This is a genomic window from Shouchella lonarensis, assembly GCF_900096965.1.
GTDB lineage: Bacteria > Bacillota > Bacilli > Bacillales > Bacillaceae_D > Shouchella > Shouchella lonarensis.
This window is the reverse complement of the sequence record NZ_FMYM01000001.1, coordinates 254,827-279,087: the sequence shown is the minus strand read 5'-3', so window position 1 is coordinate 279,087 and position 24,261 is coordinate 254,827. Positions and strand designations below refer to the sequence as shown.

The 24,261-nt window shown below is 43.4% G+C and carries 24 protein-coding genes; 4 read left to right on the top strand and 20 right to left on the bottom strand.

Annotated elements, in window-relative coordinates:
• Positions 1–145 precede the first annotated feature (145 nt).
• The 13 genes from mdh to BLT29_RS01365 form a co-directional block, all read right to left on the bottom strand.
• Positions 146–1,090: a malate dehydrogenase gene (gene mdh / locus BLT29_RS01425; RefSeq protein ID WP_090774513.1), complete on the bottom strand. Its 945-nt coding sequence runs from the start codon at positions 1,088–1,090 to the stop codon at positions 146–148.
• Positions 1,091–1,177: 87 nt separating this feature from the next.
• Positions 1,178–2,476, bottom strand: coding sequence for an NADP-dependent isocitrate dehydrogenase (icd, locus tag BLT29_RS01420; protein ID WP_437182616.1), 1,299 nt, complete (start codon positions 2,474–2,476; stop codon positions 1,178–1,180).
• A 23-nt stretch (positions 2,477–2,499) separates the two neighbouring features.
• Complete coding sequence (gene citZ / locus BLT29_RS01415) at positions 2,500–3,606, bottom strand: citrate synthase (RefSeq protein WP_090774511.1); 1,107 nt, start codon at positions 3,604–3,606, stop codon at positions 2,500–2,502.
• A 68-nt stretch (positions 3,607–3,674) separates the two neighbouring features.
• On the bottom strand, positions 3,675–4,175 hold the full coding sequence (locus tag BLT29_RS01410; protein WP_090774510.1) for a DUF441 domain-containing protein: 501 nt from the start codon (positions 4,173–4,175) through the stop codon (positions 3,675–3,677).
• A gap of 54 nt (positions 4,176–4,229) precedes the next feature.
• A complete protein-coding gene (locus BLT29_RS01405; protein WP_176763733.1) occupies positions 4,230–4,625 on the bottom strand; it encodes an FxsA family protein in 396 nt (131 codons plus the stop codon).
• A 133-nt stretch (positions 4,626–4,758) separates the two neighbouring features.
• Entirely contained in the window at positions 4,759–6,513 is a 1,755-nt protein-coding gene (pyk, locus tag BLT29_RS01400) for a pyruvate kinase (RefSeq protein WP_090774508.1), read from the bottom strand.
• A 32-nt stretch (positions 6,514–6,545) separates the two neighbouring features.
• The gene (pfkA, locus tag BLT29_RS01395; RefSeq protein WP_090774507.1) at positions 6,546–7,505 is read right to left on the bottom strand and encodes a 6-phosphofructokinase; all 960 of its coding nucleotides are present in this window, start codon (positions 7,503–7,505) and stop codon (positions 6,546–6,548) included.
• Positions 7,506–7,761: 256 nt separating this feature from the next.
• Positions 7,762–8,028 carry a hypothetical protein gene (locus BLT29_RS01390; protein WP_090774506.1) on the bottom strand — a complete coding sequence of 89 codons (267 nt, stop codon included), beginning with the start codon at positions 8,026–8,028 and terminating at the stop codon, positions 7,762–7,764.
• 177 nt (positions 8,029–8,205) lie between these two features.
• On the bottom strand, positions 8,206–9,183 hold the full coding sequence (locus BLT29_RS01385) for an acetyl-CoA carboxylase carboxyltransferase subunit alpha (RefSeq protein ID WP_090774505.1): 978 nt from the start codon (positions 9,181–9,183) through the stop codon (positions 8,206–8,208).
• Positions 9,184–9,212: 29 nt separating this feature from the next.
• Positions 9,213–10,103, bottom strand: coding sequence for an acetyl-CoA carboxylase, carboxyltransferase subunit beta (gene accD / locus BLT29_RS01380; protein ID WP_090774504.1), 891 nt, complete (start codon positions 10,101–10,103; stop codon positions 9,213–9,215).
• 56 nt (positions 10,104–10,159) lie between these two features.
• Complete coding sequence (locus BLT29_RS01375) at positions 10,160–10,795, bottom strand: FadR/GntR family transcriptional regulator (RefSeq protein WP_090774503.1); 636 nt, start codon at positions 10,793–10,795, stop codon at positions 10,160–10,162.
• A 19-nt stretch (positions 10,796–10,814) separates the two neighbouring features.
• On the bottom strand, positions 10,815–12,050 hold the full coding sequence (ystJ, locus tag BLT29_RS01370) for an NADP-dependent malic enzyme (protein WP_090774502.1): 1,236 nt from the start codon (positions 12,048–12,050) through the stop codon (positions 10,815–10,817).
• Between the two features lie 169 nt (positions 12,051–12,219).
• Positions 12,220–15,495 carry a DNA polymerase III subunit alpha gene (locus tag BLT29_RS01365; protein ID WP_090774501.1) on the bottom strand — a complete coding sequence of 1,092 codons (3,276 nt, stop codon included), beginning with the start codon at positions 15,493–15,495 and terminating at the stop codon, positions 12,220–12,222.
• Between the two features lie 153 nt (positions 15,496–15,648).
• On the opposite strand from BLT29_RS01365, the gene BLT29_RS01360 reads away from it, so the two are divergent.
• Together BLT29_RS01360 and ytrI are read left to right on the top strand one after the other, a co-directional pair.
• Positions 15,649–15,984, top strand: coding sequence for a YtrH family sporulation protein (locus BLT29_RS01360; protein ID WP_281241391.1), 336 nt, complete (start codon positions 15,649–15,651; stop codon positions 15,982–15,984).
• The gene (gene ytrI, locus BLT29_RS01355) at positions 15,984–16,493 is read left to right on the top strand and encodes a sporulation membrane protein YtrI (protein ID WP_090774499.1); all 510 of its coding nucleotides are present in this window, start codon (positions 15,984–15,986) and stop codon (positions 16,491–16,493) included. Before BLT29_RS01360 ends, ytrI begins: the two co-directional genes overlap by 1 nt.
• Positions 16,494–16,498: 5 nt before the next feature.
• Here ytrI and BLT29_RS01350 read toward each other — a convergent pair whose 3' ends face one another.
• The gene (locus BLT29_RS01350) at positions 16,499–17,629 is read right to left on the bottom strand and encodes a S8 family peptidase (RefSeq protein WP_245700976.1); all 1,131 of its coding nucleotides are present in this window, start codon (positions 17,627–17,629) and stop codon (positions 16,499–16,501) included.
• A 387-nt stretch (positions 17,630–18,016) separates the two neighbouring features.
• The gene (locus BLT29_RS01345) at positions 18,017–18,946 is read right to left on the bottom strand and encodes a DHH family phosphoesterase (protein ID WP_090774497.1); all 930 of its coding nucleotides are present in this window, start codon (positions 18,944–18,946) and stop codon (positions 18,017–18,019) included.
• Between the two features lie 75 nt (positions 18,947–19,021).
• Here BLT29_RS01345 and BLT29_RS01340 point away from each other — a divergent pair, with 75 nt between their 5' ends.
• Positions 19,022–19,306, top strand: coding sequence for a YtpI family protein (locus BLT29_RS01340; protein WP_176763732.1), 285 nt, complete (start codon positions 19,022–19,024; stop codon positions 19,304–19,306).
• Between the two features lie 12 nt (positions 19,307–19,318).
• Here the strand turns inward: BLT29_RS01340 and BLT29_RS01335 are convergent, their stop codons facing one another.
• The 3 genes from BLT29_RS01335 to BLT29_RS01325 all read right to left on the bottom strand — a co-directional run bounded on the left by BLT29_RS01335 (position 19,319) and on the right by BLT29_RS01325 (position 21,709).
• Positions 19,319–20,614 (bottom strand): DRTGG domain-containing protein, encoded by a 1,296-nt coding sequence (locus BLT29_RS01335; RefSeq protein ID WP_090774495.1) that lies wholly within the window; start codon positions 20,612–20,614, stop codon positions 19,319–19,321.
• A 75-nt stretch (positions 20,615–20,689) separates the two neighbouring features.
• The gene (locus tag BLT29_RS01330; protein WP_141769827.1) at positions 20,690–20,941 is read right to left on the bottom strand and encodes a hypothetical protein; all 252 of its coding nucleotides are present in this window, start codon (positions 20,939–20,941) and stop codon (positions 20,690–20,692) included.
• 81 nt (positions 20,942–21,022) lie between these two features.
• The gene (locus BLT29_RS01325; RefSeq protein ID WP_090774493.1) at positions 21,023–21,709 is read right to left on the bottom strand and encodes a metal-dependent hydrolase; all 687 of its coding nucleotides are present in this window, start codon (positions 21,707–21,709) and stop codon (positions 21,023–21,025) included.
• A 124-nt stretch (positions 21,710–21,833) separates the two neighbouring features.
• On the opposite strand from BLT29_RS01325, the gene BLT29_RS01320 reads away from it, so the two are divergent.
• On the top strand, positions 21,834–22,943 hold the full coding sequence (locus tag BLT29_RS01320) for a M24 family metallopeptidase (protein ID WP_090774492.1): 1,110 nt from the start codon (positions 21,834–21,836) through the stop codon (positions 22,941–22,943).
• A gap of 71 nt (positions 22,944–23,014) precedes the next feature.
• Here BLT29_RS01320 and BLT29_RS01315 read toward each other — a convergent pair whose 3' ends face one another.
• Both BLT29_RS01315 and BLT29_RS01310 read right to left on the bottom strand, forming a co-directional pair.
• On the bottom strand, positions 23,015–23,401 hold the full coding sequence (locus BLT29_RS01315; RefSeq protein WP_090774491.1) for a hypothetical protein: 387 nt from the start codon (positions 23,399–23,401) through the stop codon (positions 23,015–23,017).
• 92 nt (positions 23,402–23,493) lie between these two features.
• Positions 23,494–24,246, bottom strand: a complete 753-nt coding sequence (locus BLT29_RS01310) for an SDR family oxidoreductase (RefSeq protein WP_090774490.1) — start codon at positions 24,244–24,246, stop codon at positions 23,494–23,496.
• Positions 24,247–24,261: the final 15 nt, after the last annotated feature.

Genomic DNA, 24,261 nt, shown 5'->3' with positions numbered 1-24,261 from the left:
CTAGCTAGCACCGTGAGTGATTATGATCACTTGCGGTCTTTTCATCTACGTTTATCCCAGTTGTAAAAGCAACCATCAAAATAGCTAAAAAATAACAACACCGATTTGCACTCGGATCGACTCCTAACAAATCGATGTGCTCCCACTATGCTTTCGGCAATGCCGCCATTACATTCCGGACTGATTCTGCTGATTGCTTTAACTGTGCTTGCTCTTCTTCTGTTAAATCTAGTTCAATCACTTTTTCAATCCCGTCACCACCAACGATTGTAGGGACACCAAGATAAATATCATCAAATCCATATTCACCTTCTAAGTAAGCAATTGTTGGGATGATCCGCTTTTTATCTTTTAAGATCGCTTCGACCATTTGCGTTAATGACGCAGCCGGCGCGTAATATGCACTACCATTCCCAAGGTAAGCAACGATTTCACCGCCACCTTTACGTGTGCGGTCTACGATAGCATCTAAACGCTTTGGTGAGACAAGAGAAGTAAGCGGTACCCCACCTGCAGCAGAATAACGAATGAGTGGCACCATATCATCACCGTGACCACCAAGTACGAAGCCGGTAATATCTTCTACAGATACGTTTAATTCTTGAGCCACAAATGTGCGGAAACGGGCGGTATCAAGGACACCCGATTGACCGATGACACGGTTCTTCGGAAATCCTGATTCTTTATACACAGTATATGTCATTGCATCTGCTGGATTTGTTAACACGATAATGTACGCATTTGGCGAATACTTTACAACTTCTTTTGTAACGGCTTTCATAATCCCAGCATTTGTTGCCACTAAATCATCGCGGCTCATGCCTGGTTTACGGGCGATACCAGCTGTAATGACGACAACATCAGAGTCTTTCGTATCTGCATAATCAGATGTACCAATCACATTTGCATCCGCGCCATGTACAGGTGTTGCTTCAAGCATATCAAGTGCTTTCCCTTTTGTAGGGCCTTCCATCTGCGGGATATCTACAAGAACAACATCGCCTAATTCCTTTTGGGCAATCATTAGCGCCGTTGTTGCTCCAGTAAATCCGCCACCAATTACTGACACTTTTCTCCGTTTAATGGCCATTTCACACACTCCCATAACGTTTTCTATTTTTTATAAGAGAAGAGAGAGCCTGACTAGTCCAAGCCCACTCTCTATATCAAAATTTGACTACAAATTTTTAATGAGTTCGTCTGCAAACCCAGAACATGATACTTCGGTTGCACCATCCATTAAACGAGCGAAATCATATGTGACAACTTTGCTTTCAATCGTTTTATCCATTGCAGCCATGATCAGTTCTGCTGCTTCTGTCCAACCAAGATGGCGAAGGAGCAGCTCTCCAGAAAGCAACACAGAAGAAGGATTCACTTTATCTAAGCCCGCATATTTCGGCGCTGTGCCGTGCGTCGCTTCAAAAATTGCGTGCCCTGTATCGTAGTTAATATTTGCTCCTGGTGCAATCCCGATACCGCCTACTTGCGCAGCAAGTGCATCAGAAATATAGTCGCCGTTTAAGTTCATCGTCACCACAACATCAAACTCTTTTGGACGCGTCAAAATTTGCTGGAGGAAGATGTCTGCAATTGCATCTTTGACGATGATCTTGCCCGCTGCTTCTGCCTCATTTTGTGCTTGGTCGGCAGCTTCTCTTCCTTGCTCCTCAGCAATCTTGTCGTATTGTGCCCACGTGAATACTTGTGCGCCAAATTCACGTTCAGCTAGTTCATAGCCCCAGTTTTTAAAGGCACCTTCTGTAAATTTCATGATGTTCCCTTTATGAACAAGCGTTACACTCTTACGGCCTTCATCTAGCGCATATTGGATCGCTGAACGGACAATACGTTCTGTCCCTTCTTTTGATACAGGTTTAATACCGATCCCAGATGTTTCTGGGAAACGGATTTTTTGAATACCCATCTCCGTTTTTAAGAAGTCAATCACTTTCTGAACTTCTGCGGATCCTTCTTGAAACTCAATCCCAGCGTAAATGTCCTCTGTATTTTCGCGGAAAATGACCATATTTGTATCTTCTGGACGTTTTACTGGCGATGGCACGCCCGTAAAATAACGCACTGGACGCAAGCATGTGTATAAATCGAGTTCTTGACGGAGCGCAACGTTTAGCGACCGAATTCCCCCACCAATTGGTGTTGTAAGAGGGCCTTTAATCGCGATCAAATATTCGCGTACTGCTTCAAGTGTCTCCGCTGGCAACCATTCACCTGTTTCGTTATACGCTTTTTCACCCGCTAAAATTTCTTTCCAGTGAATTTGACGCTCACCATTATACGCTTTTTCTACCGCTGCATCTAATACACGTGAAGCTGCTGCCCAAATGTCTGGTCCTGTCCCATCTCCCTCAATAAAGGGCACAATTGGCTCATTTGGCACTTGTAAAACACCATTTTTTGTCTGAATCTTTTCTCCTGCTGTCATGAAAAAAACCTCCTCCGTTACAAATACGATTTAACATTCGTTCATATCAATAATTACTTTTTCGGGAAAGACCGCTTGTCAGGACCGATATACTCTGCACGTGGACGAATCAAACGGTTGTTTTCATACTGCTCTAAAATATGTGCGAGCCAACCAGACGTTCGGCTAATTGCAAAAATTGGTGTGAACAAATCATGTTTGATCCCTAAACTATGGTAGACTGTTGCCGAGTAAAAATCAACATTTGGCAATAGTCCTTTTTCTTTCGTAACCATTTCCTCGATCTTTAATGACATCTCGTACCATTTTGATTCTTTTATGACATCTGTGAGTTCCTTTGACATTTGACGCAGATGCTTCGCACGTGGATCACCATTTTTATATACACGGTGTCCAAAGCCCATAATTTTTTCTTTACGATCGAGCGCTGCGCGAATATATGGTTCTACATTTTCTAGCTCATCAATTTCAACGAGCATTTTCATCACAGCTTCGTTGGCACCGCCATGTAATGGTCCTTTTAGTGCACCAATCGCTGCTGTGAGACCAGAATATACATCTGACAATGTCGCAACACATACGCGCGCCGTAAATGTCGATGCATTTAATTCATGGTCGGCATGTAAGACAAGTGCCTTATCAAATGCACGTACGGATAGCTCATCTGGCACTGTACCGTTTAACATGTATAAGAAATTGGCTGCAAATGATAAATTTGGATTAGGTTCAACAGGTTCTTTCCCCGAACGAATGCGCTCAAATCCAGCAACAATGGTTGGGATTTTGGCTTGGAGTTTGATCGCCTTGCGATAGTTCGCTTCCCCATTCATCTCCTCAGCTTCTTCATCATAAAGACCTAATGTAGAGATGGCTGTTCTTAGCGCTGCCATTGGGTGCACTGTTGTGATTGGATAGGCTTTCATTTGCTCAAAAATTTCTTTCGGAACAAATGCTGCTTTTTGTAACTCGTCTGAAAACGATTGCAATTGTTCTTTCGCTGGAAGTACGCCGTTCCAAAGCAGGTACACAACCTCTTCAAAACGAGCATGGTTAGCCAAATCATCAATGCCATAGCCTTGGTATGTTAATTCATCATCAATAATTGAGCTCACACTTGACTGTGTTGCTACAATCCCTTCTAAACCGCGCGTTGTCGTCATCTTCCTCGCTCCTTTATGCCTATATAAGATTGTCCACCCCTTGATTCACGCCTATCCTCACGATACATTTATCCACCCCATTGTGCAAAAAACTGGATCACTCTCATTGTTAAATAAGCAATGCCAGCTCCAATCAGCGGTCCAACGGCAACACCGTGGAAGACAGAAACAGCAATAATTGTACCAAGTACTAATGCCGTGGTAATATGAGGATCTTGTTTTAATAAGTCCAATCCGCTCGCCGCAATTAGGGCGACAGCAATCCCGCTCCCAAGCGCAATCCACGCATACAGCGATTTTGTTGCTTCAATGAGTTGCTTAAAACCGATCTCTCCAGTCGCAATTGGCGTGAGTACAGCAATCGTGATGATTAAGACGCCTAGATGGATGCCTTTTGTTTGCAAAAGAGGGAATAACTTATCACCAAGTTGTGTCCATTTGATGACCAGCAAAATGACAACCGCAATGAGTAACGATTGATTTTTTGCGACAATCGCTATTGCCATAAGCAACAACAGAAACCATGAACCTTGTGATAACACTGTTTTTCCTCCTAGCAATTCAAACATGTACTATCATATCATAGATACAAACATTCAGCTACATCTTCCATATTTTTTTCCTTATCTTCTCTTTACGACAATCCACTGACCACGCGCAACCATCCGTTGAAAAATTGTCACAACAAAAGCTTTCAGCCATCCTCGCACATAAGGTAATAAACAACATAATCCTATTAAATCGGTTAAGAAACCCGGAACAATAAGTAGCAGCGCACCCATAAATAAGAAAACGCCGTCTAAAAGTGCACCACTCGGAAGCTGTCCTTGTTGTATTTGTAACTGTGCTAATCGCAATGTTTGTAGCCCTTGGCGCTTTGCAAATATCACGCCTATTGTCCCCGTCAAAAACATGAGTGCAATCACTGAAAAAACGCCAAGCCAGTTACTCAATAAAACGATGAGCACTAACTCCAACAACGGGAAGCCGATGGCACAAGCAAATATGATTCTCCTCATCATCCATCCCTACTTTTCTGTTTACTCATTCGAAGAGTGCAAGGGAGGCGCTGTCTCCTCCCCATCCTCACCAGCATTTTGGCTTATCTCCTATAAAAACGCCATCCAAGGTTGCGCCCTCATCGATTTTTAATTATAGCACACTGGCATGTCCACTATAAATATTACCACTGACGGCATCCACGGTCACTTCATCCCCGTCTTTAAACAACGTTAATGCATGTTCCACACCAACAACCACAGGCGTACTCAAGTTAAGCCCAACAACGGCTGCATGAGAAGTCAGACCACCAGCAGCTGTAATGACGGCACCTGCCTTTTCAAACGCCGGAATCATCTCTTTGTCCGTTGCACCCATGACTAAAATATCACCATTGTTCACTTTTTCATTTGCTTCCTCGGCTGATCTTGCAACGACAATTTTACCCGCGGCAGAGCACTGACCAATCCCTTGACCCTTTGCAGCGACTTCACCCAACATATGAACTTTCATGAGGTTTGTCGTCCCTGATTCACCGACAGGTACGCCTGCAGTAATGACGACCAGTTCCCCTTGCTTCACATGACCGGACGCAACAGCCGTTTCAACCGTACACTCGAGCATCTCGTCCGTTGTCTTTGCTGCACGACCAAGAAGCGGCACAACACCCCATACAAGCGCCAATTTCCGCGAAACATGGTCATTTCCTGTCACAGCAATAATGGGTGATTTTGGACGAAATTTCGAAGTAATTCGCGCCGTATGACCACTTTCTGTCGCAGTTAAAATTGCTGCTGCTTGCAATGTTGAAGCAGTGTATGCAACAGCCTGTCCAATTGATGTTGTAATCGTCACTTTTTGTTCGCGCATTTTTTTGCGGAGCATGTTTTCATAGTTCAATGCTTGCTCTGTTCGACTTGCAATTGTATGCATTGTTTGTACAGCTTCAACAGGGTAATCACCTGCTGCTGTTTCACCTGAAAGCATAATTGCATCTGTCCCGTCAAAAATCGCGTTTGCAACATCACTCGCCTCAGCCCGTGTTGGACGCGGGTTTCGTTGCATCGAGTCAAGCATTTGTGTCGCTGTGATGACCGGTTTTGCTTGTTCGTTACATTTCTTGATTAATTGTTTTTGAACAAGCGGGACTTCCTCGGCTGGAATCTCTACCCCTAGATCACCGCGTGCAATCATTAAACCGTCTGATACAGCTAAAATTTCGTCAATATTGTTGACCCCTTCTTGATTCTCAATCTTCGGGATGATATTAATATGCGCAGCACCTTTACGCTCAAGCAATTCGCGGATTTCGAGCACATCTGATGCACGCCGAACAAAAGAGGCCGCGACAAAGTCAACACCCTGTTCAACACCAAAAGCGATGTCAGCCGCATCTTTTTCGGTCATCCCTGGTAATTTGACCCGTACACCTGGCACATTACACCCTTTCTTATTTTTTAACACACCACTATTACGAACGGTTGTTACAATCTCATTTGCGCGAATATCTGTCACTTCTAGACCAATGAGACCATCATCAAGTAAAATCGAGTCACCAATTTTTACGTCGTCTACTAGCCCTGGATACGTGATTGAAATCTTTTCACTTGTTCCTTCCACCTCTGTCATTGAAATGACAAGTTGAGACCCTTTTTCAAGTGGAACTGCACCACCTTTTACTGTTTGGGTACGAATTTCAGGACCTTTTGTGTCAAGTAAAATCGCAATCGTTTTCCCAGTTTCTGCTGCCGCTTGACGAATATTTTTAATGCGCTGTCCATGTTCAGTAAAATCACCGTGCGAGAAGTTTAACCTCGCCACATTCATTCCTGACTCAATTAGAGATGTTAATTTTTCAACACTTTCACTTGCTGGACCGATGGTACAAACAATTTTTGTTTTCCGCATGTTTTCCTCCTGTTTCTATGATCTTTCTCGTCTTATATAGAAAGTTCTTGTGACAATTGATACATTTGTAAATTGGGGCAATGTGGCTTGTTTAATACATCTGCAATTGGATGATGTACAAGTTCGTTACGCTCAATCCCTACCGCAACACCAGCAACACCGTCTAACAACAAATCAACCGCCTTGGCACCCAATCGGCTTGCAAGTACGCGATCTGCCCCCGTTGGCGAACCGCCTCGTTGAACATGACCTAGCACCGTCACACGTATTTCCGTATTTGTTTCTTTTTTCAAACGCTCAGCCATATCATATCCACTACCTACACCTTCAGCAACGACAATAATGCTATGTTTTTTACCCCGTTCTTCTCCTCGTTTCAAGCGCGTCACAATTTGTTCCATATCATAGTCAGCTTCAGGAATCATAATTGTCTCCGCCCCATCTGCCAAGCCTGACCAGAGCGCAAGGTCACCCGCATGACGTCCCATCACTTCAATGACACATGTCCGCTCATGAGAGGTTGCTGTATCACGAATTTTGTCAATCGCATCAATGACAGTATTTAACGCTGTATCAAACCCAATTGTGAAATCCGTGCCAGGGATATCGTTGTCAATCGTGCCAGGTACACCAATCGTAGGGAATCCATGTGATGTTAATTTCTCTGCACCACGATAAGACCCGTCCCCACCAATGACAACCAGTCCTTCAATGCCAAGACGTTTTAATTGTGCAATTGCTTTTTCTTGTCCTGCCAACGTTTTAAATTCTTCTGAGCGAGCTGTGTACAGAATTGTTCCACCGCGATGAATAATATCACCTACAGAGCCAATTTCTAATTTACGTATCTCTCCATTCATTAACCCATGGTAGCCATAGGAGATTCCAAATACTTCCATATTATGGTAAATTGCTTTTCGCACAACTGCTCGTATCGCGGCATTCATTCCAGGGGAGTCACCACCACTTGTCAATACGCCTATCCGTTTCAAATTTTTAACCTCCTCACACTTTCTTTATGTAACCACTGGTGAAACGTCTTATAACGATATACCTCTGCCATAAACATACCATTTTGCCTAAAGGAACACAAGGGCTGGATATTTTTTACTTACATTTTCTATGTGCAATAAAAAAGAGGTACTGACAAGTAAAGCATGCCAGCACCTGATAGCCATACTGAAGAGGATATGCCGCCACAGTGATCATCATAATTACGGCATAACTTCACATTGCTCTCCATTGCCCTTATGCACCACCGCCACATTTCAATACCGCCTTTAGACCTGGTGGTACACGTTGAATGACAATTGCGCCACCAATGACACCACACGCATATGCGCCTAAGATGGTTTCAACGTTGTTAGGATCAAGACACGTATAAATATACGTTGTTCCTGGTGTCAAGTTCCATGTTTGTGTCACATTGTCTGGACCGCAAGAGATTTCTTTACTCCCTCCTAATGGAATGATTTCCACCTCTATTGGAAGAGATAAAAAATTCTTGTCTATCATCTTAAAAACACCTCCTTTTTTCGAGAATAAGATACACTATGTCAAGACCCTCTCTCATGAGGCGGCGCTTGTCCTCTCATTTCTAAAAATCTATTAAATACCTACTTTGCGCACAAACATAAAAACAGCAACGAAAGTTTTTCCCTCCGTTGCTGTCTCACTCTAAGCTTACAATGTTCACTTTGTTGCTATTGTGCTCACTTTCTGAGCAATCTCACCCATTTTTTTGAATTTATCATAGCGCTCATTCAATAATGTCTCCACTTGCTTTTCTTGTAATTCTGCTAAAGAAGTGTCTAACACATCAGCAATGGCTTTTGCTTGCTTCACAATGTCTTTTTGTGCGCCACCGCGTGGCTCTGGAATAATGGCATCAATAATACCTAAATCAAACAAATCAGGGGCTGTAATGCGCATCGTTTCTGCCGCTCTCCTTGCCTGTGTCGCATCCTTCCATAACAACGCTGCCGCACCTTCTGGAGAAATAACCGAGTATGTTGCATTCTCTAGCATGTAAATGCGATCGGCAACACCTAAAGCAAGCGCACCACCGCTACCTCCTTCGCCAATTACAATACTAATTGTCGGCACATGCAATCCCGCCATTTCTAACAAATTCCTCGCAATCGCCTCACTTTGTCCACGTTCCTCTGCAGACTTACCCGGATATGCGCCTTTTGTATCAATTAAGCAAATGATGGGGCGACCAAATTTTTCAGCTTGCTTCATTAACCGGAGCGCTTTCCGATACCCTTCGGGATGAGGCGAGCCAAAAAAACGACGAATGTTTTCTTTTGTATCTTTTCCGCGCTGATGACCAATGACCGTGACAGGCTGACCTTTATACAGTGCAATCCCACCAACGATTGCTTGATCATCACCAAAAAGACGGTCACCATGCATTTCTAAAAATGAATCAAATAATTCTGCGACATAATCAAGTGTTGTTGGTCGGTGATGATGACGCGCAATTTGCACCCGATCCCACGGCTGCAAATTTCCATATACATCTTCCTCTAGCACAGCAAGTCGCTGCTCCATCTTTTCAATCTCACGGCTCAAATCTAGATCACGCTCCGTGGCAAATGCGCGCAAATCTGCAATTTTCTTTTGTAAATCGATTACTGGTTGTTCAAATGGTTGCTCTGAGGACACTCCACTTCCCCCTTATCATTTTGGCATATTTAACCGCTAACATGAGACGGTGAACCCCTCCTACCTGCTACACTATGTATGGCAAGTACATCTGTTAATAAAGATTTCATTTCCAATCGAGGAACAACGCGATCAAGCTGCCCATGTTCTAATAAAAATTCAGCTGTCTGAAAGTCATCAGGCAATTCTTGACGTATCGTCTGTTCAATAATACGTCTCCCGGCAAAGCCAATTAATGCTTTTGGTTCTGCGAAATTATAATCACCAAGTGAGGCAAAGCTTGCGGACACACCACCGGTTGTCGGATGGGTCATGACAGAAATAAACAGTCCTCCAGCACGATTTAAACGCTCTAATGCAACACTTGTTTTCGCCATCTGCATTAAGCTTAATATGCCTTCTTGCATACGTGCACCACCTGAGGCCGAGAAAATTAACAGTGGGAATTTCGTTTCAATCGCTTTTTCCACTGCACGGGTAAGCTTTTCGCCAACAGCAGCACCCATGCTTCCCATTCGAAAGTTCGCATCCATGACTGCAATGACAACTGGATAATCATTGATCTTACCTGTGCCATAGACAACTGCCTCATTTAGACCCGTTTTCTTTTGATCACTTGCCAACTTCTCTTCATATCCAGGAAAATCGAGTGGATTTTTCCCAATTAAGTCTTGGTCGTACTCTTTAAATGTTCCCGCATCGACTAAAGCAGCAATACGCTCCTTTGCTGTCATACGATGATGATGACCGCATGTCCGACACACCGCTAAGTTCTTTTTCAAATCTTTCGTATACATAATCGTACGGCATGATGGGCACTTTGTCATGAGCCCTTCTGGCACTTCTTGCTTCGCTCTTTCTGAGGGGATTGTCGCGTACCGGCGCTTTTTCTTTTTCTTTGTAAATATATCCTTCAACACATGTATCGCTCCTCACTTCAATCATCTTGATGCGTGCGCAATCAACCAAATTGCTCTTAAAAAGGGCTTTCTTCTAAATGTGTTGCCATGATACGCAATGCACGAGGCGCATCACGACCCGCTATTGCCTCAACAATTTTTTCATGCGTTTGTGTATCTTCTCTATTTGGCGTGGCATGCTTCAATGCCTCTCGGTGAAAAGCAACGAGCGATTTCCACAAGTGTTGTAACAATGTATTGCCACACGCTGCTACAATCGTTTCATGAAACAGGTAATCCTCTTCAAGAGAAACCTCTCCGCGTGAAGAGGTCAGTAATATTAATTTATCCAAATCAGCCGCTGTTATCCGCTTACATGCAAGTTGTAGTGCCTGTAACTCTATGATTCGCCTTGTCTCTGTTAAATCCTGCATTGCTTTTTCATCTTTTAACAGAAACGACAGTAGTAAGTCAACAAGACGGTAACTAGAAGGCGCCTTCATAAACGTACCTTCACCACGGCGGGTTTCAATAATGTCCAATAGTTCAAGCCCTCGCAGTGCTTCACGAATAGAAGAACGACCAACAGACAACCTGTCGCTAAGTTCTCTCTCTGAAGGCAAGCGATCACCTGTTTTTAAATCGTCTTGTTGAATCATTTCGCTAAGCGCTTGAATAATTTCAACATATCGTTTTGGTTGTTTTGTTGACATTCGCTTTTATCACCTGCGCTCACTCATCGATCATCGTTAACCTTCTTGTCTTTTCAGCAACTGCTTCTGGATCGACGCGCAACCGGGCCACCCCAGTTTCCATTGCAGCTGTTGCAACTGCACTTGCCACAGCTGGGGCAACGCGAGAATCAAACGGTGCGGGAATCACATAATCGACTGACAAATCCTGTTTAGACACAAGGTTAGCAATCGCATACACCGCCGCGATTTTCATTTCTTCATTGATATGTGTTGCCCGAACATCAAGCGCCCCACGAAAAATTCCAGGAAAGGCTAGCACGTTGTTCACTTGGTTAGGGAAGTCAGAGCGTCCCGTACCAATGACTAAAGCGCCTGCTGCCTTTGCATCCTCTGGCATAATTTCTGGCACAGGATTCGCCATTGCAAAGATAATTGGGTGCTCATTCATATTTGCAATCATTTCTGGGGTGACTGCTCCAGCAACTGACACGCCAATAAAAACATCTGCACCTTTCATGACATCTGTGAGTGTTCCTTCAACCTTATCACGATTTGTGCGCCGAGCAACGGCGTCTTTCACAGCGTTCATTCCATGCGTCCGTCCCTCAAAAATTGCACCTTTCGTGTCACACATAATCACATCACGTACACCCATACGCAACATGAGTTTAATAATCGCAATCCCAGCCGCTCCCGCACCGTTTGCAACCACTTTAATTTCGGACAATTTTTTCCCATTTAACTTTAAAGCATTAATAAGCCCTGCTAATGTCACAATTGCTGTACCATGCTGGTCATCATGAAACACAGGGATGTTTGTCTCTTTTTTCAACCGTTCCTCAATGACAAAGCAGTCTGGTGCTGCAATATCCTCTAAGTTAATTCCACCAAATGTCGGTTCAAGCATCTTGACGGTCTGAATTATTTCTTCGACGTCATTTGAACGTAAGCAAATCGGGAAAGCATCCACGCCTGCAAATGATTTAAACAAAACTGCTTTTCCTTCCATCACCGGCAAAGAAGCTTCAGGACCAATATTTCCTAGCCCAAGTACCGCTGTCCCATTACTAACAACAGCAACCATATTCCCTTTCATCGTGTACTCATATACCGATTCCACGTCTTCAAAAATTTCTTTGCATGGTTCAGCGACACCTGGTGAATATGCCAAGCTTAAATCATTGGCATCCTTCACTGGCACTTTTGCGACTGTTGCTAGTTTTCCTTGATTTGTGCGATGCATATGCAGTGCTTCTTCTCTTGTCGTTGGCACGTTGTTCTCTCCTTTATTTTCGACCACACTGGTCAGACCACTAAAAAATGTACGGTTTCTATTATAAACAAATTTACCACAAAAGCCAACCTCCATTCAGAGATCAACATGGCGTCTCCAGAAGTACACAAAGGCTTTCCACTCATACCTTCCTTCCTGAAATCTACCTTCACTCCGACTTCTGGAGTACCACATTTTTCTCCCCAAGCATTTGTTTTAAGAGGCGCAATGTCCCTTCTTTTGGTGCCACACGATAAATATCTTCCAATTGACGTGGTTTTCCCTCTTGTTCCCGGTATAAAATAACCGGTGTTGTCCCTTGATCTCGTTGCAAAATATACGTCATATCGCTAAAGCGTGTTGGCGTGTCCAGCGCTTGTGGGAGGCGAATATATAACGTATGTGTCGGTCGAACAGCTTCTATTAAGGTAATGTCAAGCGCCTTTTGGACAACAAATTGTTTTTTTCCTTTACGCTCCTCCAATACCCCCTCCATAAATAGCAAGGCATGAGGAACAAACAAATGTCGAAACTTTTCCCACTCGGTTGGAAAAATAACTGCTTCTCCCTCATCTGACTCATCACTCATTTGGACAAATGCCATTTTTGTATGAGACTTCGTCGTAATTTGACGCACCAAACGAATCCAGGCAGCAATTCGAACGGTTTCCCGTGATGGTCGGCAACTGCGGAGCATCACGCGATCAAAACGTTCCAGCTTTTCTTGCTCATTTTCTAGTGGATGTCCTGATAAATAAAATCCTAGTACTTCTCGCTCATCGCTTAAATAATCCCGATCATCCAATTCCACATCTGTTGTATAACCCGGTGACATCGGTCTTAATGTGAACAATCCTGCTGAAGACTTTTCAAATGATCGTAGTTGCTTAACAAAAGTCTCCGCTTTCTCCATATTCGCGAGCAACACTTCTCGTGGTTGCTCAAATTCATCGAACGCTCCTGATTTAATTAGCGCTTCAACCACTCGGGTTGTGGCAACTTTCGTGGGCATGCGTGCATAAAAATCAAACAGGTCTTCAAAACGCTTTTTTTTGCGACATGAAATGATCTCACTGACAACCGGCTTGCTCACGCCTGCAATCGGTAAAAGCCCAAAACGAATCGCACTCCCTTGGACAGTGAAGAACGCATCACTCTCATGTACTGACGGCGGTAAAATTTTCAACCCATCACGTTTTGCTTCATTTATATATGCATATAATTTAGCATGATTTTGCCATACAGACGACAACAACGCTGCGTAAAAAGCAGGTGTGTAATGAACCTTTAAATAAGCAAGCCAGTAACTAATAAAACTATAGGCAACCGCATGGCTTTTTACAAAACCATAGCGAGCAAAACGCTCAATAAAGGCAAAGACTTCACAACTGACGGCTTCGCTGTATCCATTTTCTTGCGCACGGCGAATAAATTCCCCACGTTGTTCTTCCATCACTTTTTGCTGCTTTTTACTGACTGCTCGCCTGAAAATATCTGCTTCCCCAAGCGTATAGCGTCCAATCACCTGCACAAGCTGCATAATTTGTTCTTGATAAACAATCACCCCATATGTAGACGATAAGATTGGGGCAATATCTTCATGTATATAAGTGACTGCAGCCGGATTTTTCTTCCCCGCAATATATGTTGGAATTACTTCCATCGGTCCAGGACGATAAAGCGCGCTTGTCGCCACAATGTCTGCAAATTCAGTTGGACCAAGTTGTTTTAATGTTTGACGCATCCCTGTAGATTCTAGTTGGAACACACCCGTTGAGCGACCCTCTCGCAACATTGCAAAAGTCTTTTGATCGTTCAGGGGGATCGTTGTGACACGCATCTTTTTCGCTGTCATTGCCTCAATATTTCTACATACTTGCTCAAGCAACGTTAAATTGCGCAAACCGAGCAAATCAAACTTCATTAACCCTAATTCATTTAAACTATACATGTCTGCTTGCGTAATAAGTTGTCCATCCTCCGTTTTCTGGAGTGCTACCGTCTGAACGAGGGGACGGTCATCAATAATCACCCCCGCAGCATGGACAGATACGTGCCGCGGTAAACCTTCAATTTGGCGCGCAAAGTACAGCAGCTCATCTAACGCACGACACTCATATTGACGAAAAATACCTTTCTCGACCGCTTCCTGTATGGTTAACGACGCTGGGACAATTGCTTTTGCTATTTTTCCAACCCACTCATCAGGAAGCTTCTGGGCTTTTCCTACAGCACGAATTGCCGCCCTCGCTGCAAACGTGCCAAAGGTGACAATTTGAGCCGTTTTTTCTTTCCCAAAACGACGACGCACATACGCAATAATTTCTTCTCGACGATAATCAGGAAAATCAATATCAATATCCGGCAATGTCGCCCGCGCTCGGTTTAAAAAGCGTTCAAACATTAAGCCATGTGCAAGCGGATCAACATCGGTAATCATTAACACATAAGCTACAAGCGAACCTGCCGCTGAACCACGTCCCGGTCCAACAAGCATCCCTTTTTGCCGTGCGTATCCGACAAAGTCCGCAACAATGAGAAAATAAGATGCATAACCCATCTCTTCAATGACACGTAACTCTTGCGCCAGGCGTTTGTGCACTATTTTTGTCAGTTGCCCATAGCGCACGTTGACACCACGTGCACACTGCTGTTTTAAGTACGTCATTGCTTCGGTCGTACTTAAGTTGTCATATGTCGGTAAATGTGGGACACCTAGCTTCAATGTGACGTTTGCATTGACGGCAATTTCTTTCATATGAGCTAGCACACCAAGCTCCTCTGGAAATAGCGCTGTTAATTGTGTCTGTGAAGGCATACAAGAAGATAGTTCGTCTTTATTTTCCCCTTTATCATGAGCCATTTCACGAATCAGTTGATACACAGGTTCATCTTGTTCACATAAAAACCGAACGGATGGCGCGGCAATGATTGGTAACCTCTTTTCTTTCGCAAAAGCAATCCCTTCCTGATCAATTTCGGCTCCGCGAGCTGCAAAAAAAGCATGACCGGTTTGAGCGAGACTACACCAACGCTGCCACCATTGTGATGGGTCTCGCCCTAATGCTCTCTCACCAATAAAAATAAAGCAAGCGTCACTTCCTTGCTGAAAATGATCCAATGATAATGCTTGTACCCCACTTGTACAGCCGAGCTCTGTGGCGAATTTTCGTAACTGCGCATAACCTATCTCATTTTTCGCAACTAATTGCACTGGGACAACCGCTTCTCCATAGGAAACGGATACTTCCAACCCGAGAAGCGGCTTGACACCAGCGCGCTGACATGCTTGAAAAAAAGGGACACATCCATACAGTACATGTTTATCTGTTAATGCAAGCGCCTCGTATCCTAAATGCGCTGCCCGTGACACAAGCTCGTCAATCCGATTAGTCGACTGCAATAAACTGTATTCACTATAAATATTGGTTACAAGCGCACGCATATCTTATCACTTCCTCACTTCTTCTCTCCTTAGTGTAGTATGAATTTCCTAAAGATGAAAGTCCTGATGATCAACAATCATATTTCAATCAAGTCGTCCATATAGTAGACCATAAGATAGAAACGTCCGATTTGTCACATGGGGGTGGCGTTTGTGCTATTAACAAAAGAGATGCTCGCGACACTTGTTATGAATTTCTTTATTGCTTTCGGTGTCATGATTGGGGGCGCATTGATTGGTGGAATTGGCGCATTTTTAATTGGCAAACCTATTTTAATGGAAATAGATAAAATTGCTGGCAGTTTAAAAATTTGGGCGATTGTTGCAGCAATTGGAGGATCATTCGATGCCATTACCCGAATTGAGAATGGTCTCTTTAGCGGCGTACATGAAGACATTTATAAAACGTTAGCAATGTTACTTGTCGCTTTTTGCGGTGCACAATCAGGAACCATTTTGCTACGTTGGATCATTGGAGATCCTGTATAATGCTTGTCCCCCGTTATAAAAAACATCGCGGTTGGCTCCGCTTCTTTGCGGGGATTGCACTTGGCATTTTTATAGGCTGGGGATTTTTTGTTACTGAATATGGTGCATCTTATGACCAGTTTTCTACTGATCTCTCCCGGCAAGAAAGTGAAATTTCTTTTCTTAAACAAGAAAATACAAGGCTGATTGAAGATATTCGCCTTCAAAATGAAGAAAATGCTAACAAGTTGGTCATACAAAAGGTGTCTGTCTCTATTATTAATAGTGACAAGCACCGACTGAGTCAACTTCATTTGTATGAGCTCAAGCAGCAAGTGCTGCAAGAGCTCGTTGAATTACAAGGTGTGAACATCGAAACCATTGAACATGTCAAGGATGTACTACGCGGCGCAATTGAAAACAAGACGTATGAAGTGAATGGAACAAAGTACACCCTTGTCATGCGTAGCGTTTACGTTTATACAACCTTGCAAATAGATATGGAAATTATTTCTGTAAAAGATACGTGACCATCTTAATTTGCATCAATTGCTGCCCGTACATCAATCACACCTTTGCCGTAATAAAAATGACTACCTAATGGAATTGCGGTATCACGTAACAACCCGCGAATATCCTCATTTGACAGGGATGGATCATCTGCTAGCAACAGCGCTGCTGCACCAGCAACATGTGGGGAAGCCATCGAAGTGCCGCTAAATGACTGGTATGCGTTATTTAAATGAGAACTGAGTACATCGACACCTGGTGCCATAACATCTAACTCATCACCAACGCTAGAAAAAGAAGCCCGCGCATTATTTTCATTGACCGCTCCTACCGCAATGACATTCTCATATTTGGCAGGATAGCCGATGGTATTAAACCATAAAAATGATCCTGAGTTTCCAGCAGCAGCTACTAGCGTCACGCCTTCACCGTGTGCATAATTGACTGCTTGTTCCAAAGTTTGCGAACCAGAACTTCCGCCTAAACTCATATTGACAATGTCCATATCATGATCCGCAGCCCATTCAATGCCTCTAGCAATCCCAGCTAATGTGCCACTTCCACTTGAGGACAAAACTTTTACTGCATATAATTCAACGTCTGGGCTCACTCCAAGCACACCTATTTGATTGTCTAATGCCGCAATTGTGCCAGCAACATGTGTCCCATGACCGTTACCGTCTTGGTAATTAGATTCTGATGGCACAAAACTCACACCACCAGCTACTGCCAAATCTTCATGATGTTGAATGCCGGTATCAAGTACAGCAACGCGGACACCTGCACCTTTGTTGCCATCGCTTTGTTGCACTTCTTGCGCCCGAATATTTGTAACGCCATATGGTACTTGTTGCGCATAAGCGACCATTTCCGCATTTTCCTCCACGAAAGCAATCGACTCATGTTCTTCAAGACTAAGCGCTACATTATTTGGTAAAGTAACATGGGCAATTTCAGCAAATTTAAACTGATGATGCACTTTCACACCTTCATCAGCAAGTAATTGCAATGTTTGAGCACGCTCACCATTCTTAAAGCCTATCAAATATTCACCTTTTGCTGAAGTTGTCGCTGCAAAGCTTTGACCACCACTCAGAATGAGTATACATGCAAGTGCAACACCGACAAATCTCTTCACATGTTTATTTAGTCCCAACATCAAAAACCCCTTTATTTATTATTTTTAAAAAATAAATAAATCAGATATTAATTTGCCGCTTTTCTTTTATTGCTCCCTCACATACACACGTTTTATGATGTATCCACCCTATGTGCACCTCCTTTTTTGGACTGCTCTACATCTTATACATAGATACAAAAATCGTGTGGGCGAGAACAAAAAATGAACAACAAATGATGCCTTTCTTCATGTCTTTTCTGCTACTTACACCTCTCTTTCCAAAAAAACGCCCATTTTTAAGTAAAAAGCGTGTCATAAGTACACGCTTTTTACTGGGCTCCCTTCTATATATGCATCTATAGCTAAAATAAGAATGCGAAATATTCAAACGTTTGTAAGGCATTTCCATAGTTGCGTATGATATTAAGAACATGCAGCAATAAGCGCTGCAACCATCTCTTCTGTTTCTTCCCATGAGTTTACACTTGCACCTGCTGCAACAGGATGTCCTCCCCCGCCATATGCTTGCGCAACATTATTAATAACGACACCTTGGGAGCGTAACCTACAACGAATTGTCCCATTTGCTTCTTCCACAAAAAACACCCACACTTGTAAACCCGACAAGTCAGCAAAACAGTTCACCAATAACGACGATTCATTAGCGGTTACTTCAAAGCGTTTTAATATCTCAGCGGATAAGCGCATGAAACCAACCTTCCCATCGATTACCTCAAAGTGTTGCAGCACATACCCTTCTAAGCGGATCATATGGATGCTCCGCTCGTACAACCGCCGATAAAATCGTTGACTATCAAAACCTGTTTCTAGCAATAACGCAGTGCGACGCATCGTTCCTGCTGTCGTATTCCGAAAACGAAAACGTCCCGTGTCACCAACAATCCCGCCATACAGTAACAAACTCGCTTCTTTCGTCATCGTGAGTTCTGGCATATGCTCGGCTAAAGCGACGACAAGTTCACTCGTCGAACTGACCGACGTGTCAACACACAGGACGTCTCCATATGGTTCTTCATTTGGATGATGGTCAAATTTGATCAGACGTGCGCCTAAACGGAATCGTTCATCGCTAATACGCGCTGTATTTGCTGTATCGCACACAATGACGAGCGCATCTTTATATACATCATCTGTAATAACATCCATACGTCCTAAAAAGTGTAATGACACTTCTTCCTCGCCAACCGCATACACATTCTTTTCAGGGTAAGCAGCCTGGATGAGCGCTTTTAATCCTAACTGCGACCCAAGTGCATCAGGGTCAGGACGAACATGGCGGTGAATCACAATGGTCGTATATTCTTTAATCGCTGAAATCATTTGTTCAAACATTTCATCGCCTCTTTCTTTTTTTACACACGAACGCTACAATACATAGAGATACAGTTTTTAAGGAGGTATATTCTTTTGGCTCGTTTACTTATCATTTTTGTCATTGGTTCATGCTTGTTTTATGTCATTGGACGTGTCCGCTCACTATGTATGACGGATTCCTTACAAAAACGGATCGTCGAAGTACGTGCGCGACTCGCACTAGGAGCGGCACTATTGTTTCTAGGTATCCATTTCCTGTTTTTTACGTCCTACGAAAAAACCGAACTTTTTGTCGGCGCTGTCTTTCTCCTAATTGGTAGCATTCATACGGTTTATCACTTTAAAGCGCATAAACATTACATGAAACAATTAGACTAGACGTCATGCGCGTTATTCAATCAGTTGCGCGGTTAACATCCCTTTCGCTACAAGCTCTTGCTCGCGATATAATGCAACCTCGAATTTCCCATGTTTACGCCCGATCTCTAACGTCTGTGGGATCACCAGCAATAAATTCTCAATTTGCACCGGCTTCAAAAAGTACAAAGTAATATTTTCTACAACAATATTTCCACGCCGGTGCTTTTGCATAAAACGACGCGCTGCTTCAACCATTATTGTTGTGACGACACCGTACGAAATGGTTCCAACATGATTTGTCATTTGGGGAATCACTTCACATATGTACCCGTTGTCCTTTTCCTCCAACCGCCTTGTCACAATTTCCTCAATCGTCTCGCCAACATGTGGTTGCCGCTGTGCTGTTTGCAATGCTTTTAGCACATCTTGCCGACTCACAACCCCGACTAATTTACGGTGGCTATCTACAACAGGTAATAGCTCAATACGTTGCCAAACCATAATATGAGCGACTGCCGCGACCGAAGTACGTTCGCATACAGTAATTGGATCTTTTGTCATGGCTTTTTCAATCAATATATGTTTTGGCACAGATAATACATCTTTTGCTACAACCATTCCTTGCACTTTCAACTGCTCATTAACAACTGGGTAACGTCCATGGCCTGTCCGTTCGTTTAGTTCATGCCATTTTTCAACCGTATTTGTTGTTGTCATATAATACGTGTCCTGCAAGGGAATTAAAATATCATCCACCAATACAATGTCTTTTTTTATCAATTGATCATAAATCGCCCGATTAATCATCGCCGCAACTGTAAATGTATCATAAGAAGTAGAAATAACGGGCAAACTCAGCTCATCCGCCAGTGCTACACAATCAGCGCTCGCCTCAAATCCACCTGTAATGAGCACGGCCGCTCCTGCTTCAAGCGCCATTTGATGGATTTGATCACGGTTACCAACAATAAGCAAATTGCCAGCTGTAACATAGCGCATCATCGCTTCCATCTTCATCGCACCAATGACGAAACGATTTAATGTTTTATGCAAGCCCGTTCGCCCACCTAATACTTGTCCATCAACAATGTTAACGACTTCCGCATACGTCAACTTTTCGATGTTATCTTTTTCTTTCTTCTCAATTCGCACTGTCCCAACACGTTCAATCGTTGACACGAGTCCTTGCATCTCCGCTTCTTTAATCGCCCGGTACGCAGTTCCTTCACTCACCGCTAACGCCTTCGCAATTTGACGTACGGAGATTTTCCCACCTACTTCGAGACGCTCGATATATGCCAAAATTTGTTCATGTTTCGTCGCCACGTTGGCACCACACTTTCATGATTTCAATGTTTCTTCTCTACAGTATACGACCGAAACACACCCAGAAGCAATACCTCAACCAAATTGACGTGCCCGTTTTACGGCGCGCGCGTTATCAACTTCCTGTTTTGCCTGCGTACTTTTTCTTCCTCGTCTCGCTATGGCGACAATGTTGCCACCAATGACTAGACCCGCAAAGGAGAGCCAAGACAGTGCAAAAACTTTTTCTAACCCTTGTCCATTAAGCGGTAAGCGATCCCATGCATACACAACCATGACGATCGCAAAAAACAAACACATCAATGCCCTTATTTTCATACGTTTCATCCCCTCCTCGTCCTATACATTATGCACAAAACGATAAAAAAGAACGCTGCCATTTTAAACAACGTTCTCCTCCCTTCGTTGTCACACGCGTAACCCTTCTCCTGAATGAAGCATGACTCCTTGACCTTTTGGTAAACTGTCAACGAAGGCAGCTGCATCTTGATGAATAACCGGAAAAGTATTGTAGTGAATAGGCACAACTTTTTTTGCTTGTAACCAGGAGGCGGCAATTTTGGCATCGCCTGGTCCCATTGTAAAGTTATCACCAATTGGAATAAACGCTACATCAATTTTCTCACGATCCCCAATGAGCTTTAAATCACTAAATAACGCCGTATCTCCTGCATGGTACACCGTTTTCTCTTCTGCTGTAAATAAAATACCACCTGGCATACCTGTATATACGATCTTCCCTGATTCTTCTTCAATAAAACTAGAACCGTGAAACGCTTGGGTAAACTTCACATGCCCAAAATCAAACTGATGTGCACCGCCAATAGACATTTCATGAACATTTTCCACTCCTTGAAAGCGTAAGTAAGTTGCTAGCTCAAAAACAGCAACAACAAGCGCACCAGTTCTCTTCGCAATGGCGACTGTATCACCAACATGGTCATTATGTCCATGCGTCAATAAAATGACATCAGGTGCAATCGTATCAGCATTTAACTGCGTCAAGCCATTTCCTGTAATAAATGGGTCTATCAAAATATGATACCCGTTTGTCTCAATCTGAACGACAGAATGTCCGTGGTAACTGACTTTCATTGTTGAAACATCTCCTCCGTAATAAAAATAACCTCTCTCTTGTTTCTTCGTGCTTAAACGACGTTTTTCCTGCTATTCACCGTCTTAATTGTCGCTTATAATGGACAAAAGGAGTGATTTTCTCATGCACAAAGTTAGAATTGAAACGCTCAAACAAGATCTCACTAATATGAATGCTGATTTTGCTATGATCCAAGGAAAAGAAAATTTATTTTATTTAACAGGTTTCCGCGCTGATCCGCATGAACGACTCATTGCCTTATTCATTTTGCCAGAAGAACTATTTTTAGTCGCACCAAAAATGGAAACCGATTTAATCCGCGCTGCCGGCTTTACAGGGGAATTACTCACATATAGCGATCATGAAGACGTTTGGGCACTCATTAAACAAAAAGTATCGCATCAACTCTCAAAAAATCCGAAAGCCTTTATTGAGTATCGATCTTTATGTTATGAACGAGTCCTCGCCTTACAAACATTAAGTGATGATACCTTTTTATTAGATGACTGCGAGCCCTTACTAATGAAGCAGCGTCTCATCAAAAATGAAGCTGAACAACAAATCCTGCGCCATGCGGCGGCCTTTGCTGATTTCGGTGTGGAAACAGCTGTTGCCTCGTTAAGAACGGGGATAACTGAAATCGAACTTGTTGGTCAAATTGAATATGCCCTCAAGCAACGTGGCATTCGTGAAATGTCTTTTCAACCAATTGTCTTATTTGGAGAAAATGCCGCTCAACCCCATGGTGTGCCAGGGGAACGCACTTTGAAAGAAGGTGATATTGTGCTTTTAGACCTCGGTGTCGTGTTTGACGGTTATTGCTCAGACATTACCCGCACAATTGCTTATGGGCACATCAGTGATGAGGTAAAAACGATCTACAACATCGTTTTACAAGCAAACATTGCCGCATGCAACGCTTCTAAACCTGGAGAAATTATTGGCACGCTAGACCGTGTAGCACGAGAAGTCATTGAAAATGCTGGCTACGGTGACTATTTCCCTCACCGGCTTGGGCATGGACTAGGTATTGATGTACACGAAGCCCCTTCAATGAGTAGTGACAACTGCGAAAAATTGCAAGTTGGTATGACGTATACAATTGAACCGGGTGTCTATGTGCCCGGCGTTGCTGGTGTTCGAATTGAAGATGATGTCCTTTTAACAGAGAACGGTGCGGAATGTTTGACAACCTACCCAAAAGAACTCGTGATTGTCCCTGCCCGGACATGACGGGTATGAAAGAAACTAAAAGCCGTCTACGAGTGAACTGTGCTTCACTCATAGATGGCTTTTTATCGATACTATGCACCCTTCTCCCACAACCATGTGTAACGTTCGCTTTTGGCATTCACCCATCGTATCTCTAACTTTTTCATTTCAGGAAATATTTTCTTCATCCGCTTTGCGTACACTTCTTTACTCGTATGCTCCGACAAACGTAAACGCTCCATAATGCGTTCTACCTCGGGTTTGGCGTCTGCACCTTTCATCACTTTTTTACCTATTTCATACTCAAAATGGTTTGGATTATCATATTCCCATTCATAGGTCGTCCCTTCTGAAAAGACCGTCACCCGCATAGAAAAAGCTTGCATTAAATCTGTCCCTGATACAGCGTGCATATGTCCATATACAAGCAGCCACATACACCCTACAAGCATGCATACCTTTGTCACTTGCTTCGTCATTCTTTTACACCTCCGTATATTACTTCAAACACAGTTAAGGAGACGACGGCATGTCATCTCCTGTAATATTTCCTCCAAAGTGTTATTTATGCTTAACGATAGCGATTGATCACATCTACACCACCGGTCACTTCGACTACCGTGCCCGTCACCATATCTGCATCATCTTCACAAAGAAACAAGACAGTCCGGGCAATGTCTTCTCCTGTTCCCGACCGACCGATCGGTGTCTCTTTATCTGGACGTGTCCGCGCCTCTTCAATGGATGCTTCTTTCATTTCGCCAATAATATTTCCCGGGCAAACCATATTCGCGGTAATTCCCGCGTTTGCTTCTTCGATCGACACTGTTTTCATTAACGAAACGAGCCCAACTTTTGCTGCTGCATAAGCAGCGCGATACGTCCACCCGGGGGCATGATTCGCCCCTTGGAAACCGTAAAACACGATCCGTCCAAACTGCCGCGCTCTCATGAATGGGACAACTTCTTTTAACAAATAAAAAGCAGAACTTAAATTTCCATCTATCATCTTCACCCATTCTTCATCACTATAATCAATCAACTTTTTCCGGTCAAAAATGTACGGTCCTGCATTATGTATGCAAATGTCAATTTTATCTACAAATGTCATCGCTGCTGCCACGGCCCGCTTTACATCCGCTTTCTTTGCCATATCCGCTTGAATGAGCTGGAGTTGAGTCGCTGGCCACCTTGCGACCAATTCTTCTGCGCGTGCATGATCTTGATAATATGTTGCTGTAACTTGATATCCTTTTTGTAAAAATGTTTCTGTTACTTTTAAGCCAAGCCCTTTCGTTCCTGCTGTAATGAATACATGCCTCATCGCAATCGCTCCTTT